This is a genomic window from Ulvibacter antarcticus (assembly GCF_003688405.1).
Classification (GTDB): domain Bacteria; phylum Bacteroidota; class Bacteroidia; order Flavobacteriales; family Flavobacteriaceae; genus Ulvibacter; species Ulvibacter antarcticus.
On the sequence record NZ_REFC01000005.1, the window covers coordinates 1 to 3284 of the forward strand.

Below are 3284 nucleotides of genomic sequence, written 5' to 3' on the forward strand. Positions count from 1 at the left end.
CGGTATCGGAACTGATGGATTTACGAATGATATTCCTTATGATATTGAAGAAATAAATACTTACTCATTCGAATATTAGAAAATTTATTAAATCTTAGAATACAATATACGTGCTGTAACAACGAATATGCAATCATGGCTTAGTGGGAAATTGAATTGAAATTCCTACTTTTAATCAAAATATGATTCGTCGGAATAGTCCGAACACGCTTGCCCTTCTGAGTCTCACGCAGCTTCGGAGAATTGAGCCGAAACGAGCGATTGATGGCTGAGCTGCTTCAAGCCGCACGCTGCGCCAGGCGCCACGATTCATATTCAAACCCGTTAGCGGTTATTTCAGATGAAAAAACGAAAAATCATACTATATTCCTTTTTGCTTGTTGCATATTTAATATTAGCATTTTTCATTACTGGATTTGGTGCAATATTTTTGGGATTTGCAGACTATTCTTTGATTATAATTTTTGGAATAATTAATATGTGCATTGCATATTTTTACTTCAAAATCGAATCTTTAAGAAGTATTTTTATCGGCTTTTTAATTTCTTCTGCAGGATTAGTTTTTTCTTACTTGCTTTGGATGCCGATATCTAATTTTAATTTTGCAGATGATATAATAATATTAGGAATTATAAGTAATGCTATTTTCCAAACTCTGAGTTGGTTGCTAGTTGAAAAACTCATTGTAAAACGGAATTATATAAAAACAACTGCTCTTTTCACTTCTATGTTACTTATGACAGTCATTTCATTCAACATGCACGATTTTTGGAAATTTGAAAAATACTACAACTGGAATAAAAGAAAAGTTATTATTATCCAAACCACTGATTCAAAAACTGGACAACTTCTTATTGGAGATTCAATTGAATTATCAACCAAAAGACAACGTTTATATGGATTAATGGGAGACATTCCAATCAAAAAAACCATTACTGACGCAAATGGACTCTCTGAATTTGAAATATATCTCGGCACGGATTATCGAGGCACAATCTGGAGGACTAAAGAATATTTAGATTTATTTGCAATTATCCCAAGTGAAATAAGAGAAAAAGACACGATTAGAATAAAAACAACCGCTAACAACGAATAAGTCATCATGGCTTCTGTTCAATTAGAATTATGTCAGCTACAAATAATTGACTAAATTGGTTCTTGGAAGAATACGAATAAGCTTGCCTTTCTGATTCTCACGTAGCTCCGAACAATTGGAACTAAACTTTGAACAGAACAACTGTCGCTGCTTCAAGCCGAAAGCTGCGCCAAGCGCCACAATGCTTATTCAATCCCGTTGGGCGTAATTATCCTCCTAAGAAAAATTCTTCAAAACATAATAATTGTACGGATTAATTCGTTATTTTTGTACGTACAACATGAATTATCATTATGGATACCAAATTGACATTAAAACTGAATCAGGAAATTATTGAAAAAGCTAAAAAATATGCTTCTGATCAAAAACTAAGCCTTTCAAGAATTGTAGAAAACTATCTTCAATCTTTAACGAGCGACAAAAGAAATGATGATATTGAAATCTCACCTTTTGTAAAGAGTCTCGCAACTGGCGTAAGCATACCTTCTGACCTGAATTATAAAAAGGAATACTCTGATTATCTAATGGAGAAATACAAATGAGTAAGCGATTATTTATTGACACCAATGTAATGTTGGATTTACTTGGAGAGCGAAAACTATTTTATGAACCAATTGCCAAAATAGCAACATTGGCGGATAAAGATGAATTAACTTTAGTTGTCTCTCCGATATCCTTTGCAACTGTAAATTACTTTCTTGCAAAATATGAAAATTCTAAATCCGCAATCGAGAAGCTAAGAAAATTCAAGATAATTTGCGAAATATGTAAAGTGGATGAGCCTATTATTGAAAAAGGATTAAATTCCTCGTTTAAAGATTTTGAAGATTCACTTCAATACTTTAGTGCTATTGATTCAAATTGTGATGTGATCATAACTAGAAACGGAAAAGACTTCAAAAAATCTGTCATTCCGGTGATGACAGCAGATGAATATTTGAAAAGCATCCGAAAAAAATAACTACGCCCAACCACGAATATGCAATCATGGCTTAGTGGGAAATTGAATTGAAATTCCTATTTTTAATCAAAATATGATTCGTCGGAATAAATCGAACACGCTTGCCTTTCTGAGTCTCACGCAGCTTCGGACAACTGGAGCCGAAACGAACGATTGATGGCTCAAGCTGCTTCAAGCCGCACGCTACGCCAAACGCCACGTTTCATATACAAACCCGTTGTGCTTCATTATCAGAAACCGTTAACCAATGATAAAATTCTTTAGAAAAATTAGACAAAAAATGCTGACTGAAAATAATTTCAGTAAATATCTGATTTATGCGATTGGAGAAATTGTTCTTGTAATTATTGGAATATTAATAGCATTACAAATAAATAATTGGAATATTAATCAAAGTAATTTAAAAGAATCCAGTGAATTTGTAAATCGACTAAAAGCAGAAATAAAGAGTAATATAGGTTTTACAAACGAAGAAATTAAACGTACAGAAAATCAAAAAAGGAGTTCGTTGGCAATTTTAAAAATGTTCAATGAAGATATAACTAAACTCTCTTCAAGAACATTCGATAGCCTTATTAGTATATGTATGGCAAATGGTAATATGGATTTTAGAAATGGAACTTTGAACGAAGGATTAAATACCGGGAAAGTAGCACTTATTAAATCCGATTCACTAAAATCAATGTTGTATGGCTTGCCATCATTAGTTGAAGAAGTTAGAATAGGAGAAAAATATTGCAATGATGACCTTAATCAATATTTCTATCCATTTATTTACGAACATATCAGTTTCCGACAGATGGACTCTGAACACTCGAAATATGCAGAACAAATCGGACCCTCAAAATTTAGTAATCATAATAATTTGGATGTGCTGAATATTTTAAAATTTGAGAGTTTAATTGATAATATTTTTTTTAATTCTAATTTTCAGATTGGTAATTATTTAAAACTTAAAAGTGAATTAGAAAACCTCTATAAATTGATGGAGGAGCGTAAATAAAATAACGAAAGCACAACAACGAATATGCAATCATGGCTTAGTGGGAAATTGAATAATATTTCCTAGTTTTAATCAAAATATGATTCGTCGGAATAATCCGAACTCGCTTGCCCTTCTGAGTCTCACGCAGCTTCGGAGAATTGAGCCGAAACGAACGATTGATGGCTGAGCTGCTTCAAGCCGCACGCTGCGCCAAGCGCCACGATTCATATTCAAACCCGTTG

Annotated in this window: 4 protein-coding genes; all 4 read left to right on the forward strand. The window is 33.0% G+C overall.

Annotated features, from left to right (window positions below; genetic code table 11):
* Positions 1 to 340: 340 nt before the first annotated feature.
* The 4 genes from BXY75_RS00230 (at position 341) to BXY75_RS00245 (ending at position 3060) form a co-directional block, all read left to right on the forward strand.
* Complete coding sequence (locus BXY75_RS00230; RefSeq protein WP_121905698.1) at positions 341 to 1096, forward strand: hypothetical protein; 756 nt, start codon at positions 341 to 343, stop codon at positions 1094 to 1096.
* Positions 1097 to 1389: 293 nt separating this feature from the next.
* Complete coding sequence (locus BXY75_RS00235; RefSeq protein ID WP_121905699.1) at positions 1390 to 1638, forward strand: DUF6364 family protein; 249 nt, start codon at positions 1390 to 1392, stop codon at positions 1636 to 1638.
* Positions 1635 to 2057 carry a type II toxin-antitoxin system VapC family toxin gene (locus BXY75_RS00240; RefSeq protein WP_121905700.1) on the forward strand — a complete coding sequence of 141 codons (423 nt, stop codon included), beginning with the start codon at positions 1635 to 1637 and terminating at the stop codon, positions 2055 to 2057. The genes BXY75_RS00235 and BXY75_RS00240 overlap by 4 nt, the downstream gene beginning before the upstream one ends.
* Before the next feature lie 247 nt (positions 2058 to 2304).
* Complete coding sequence (locus BXY75_RS00245) at positions 2305 to 3060, forward strand: DUF6090 family protein (RefSeq protein ID WP_121905701.1); 756 nt, start codon at positions 2305 to 2307, stop codon at positions 3058 to 3060.
* The last annotated feature ends 224 nt before the right edge of the window (positions 3061 to 3284 follow it).

Coding starts and splice junctions, on each gene's coding strand:
- BXY75_RS00230 (WP_121905698.1), top strand. CDS start 341: ATGAAAAAACGAAAAATCATACTATATTCCTTTTTGCTTGTTGCATAT.
- BXY75_RS00235 (WP_121905699.1), top strand. CDS start 1,390: ATGGATACCAAATTGACATTAAAACTGAATCAGGAAATTATTGAAAAA.
- BXY75_RS00240 (WP_121905700.1), top strand. CDS start 1,635: ATGAGTAAGCGATTATTTATTGACACCAATGTAATGTTGGATTTACTT.
- BXY75_RS00245 (WP_121905701.1), top strand. CDS start 2,305: ATGATAAAATTCTTTAGAAAAATTAGACAAAAAATGCTGACTGAAAAT.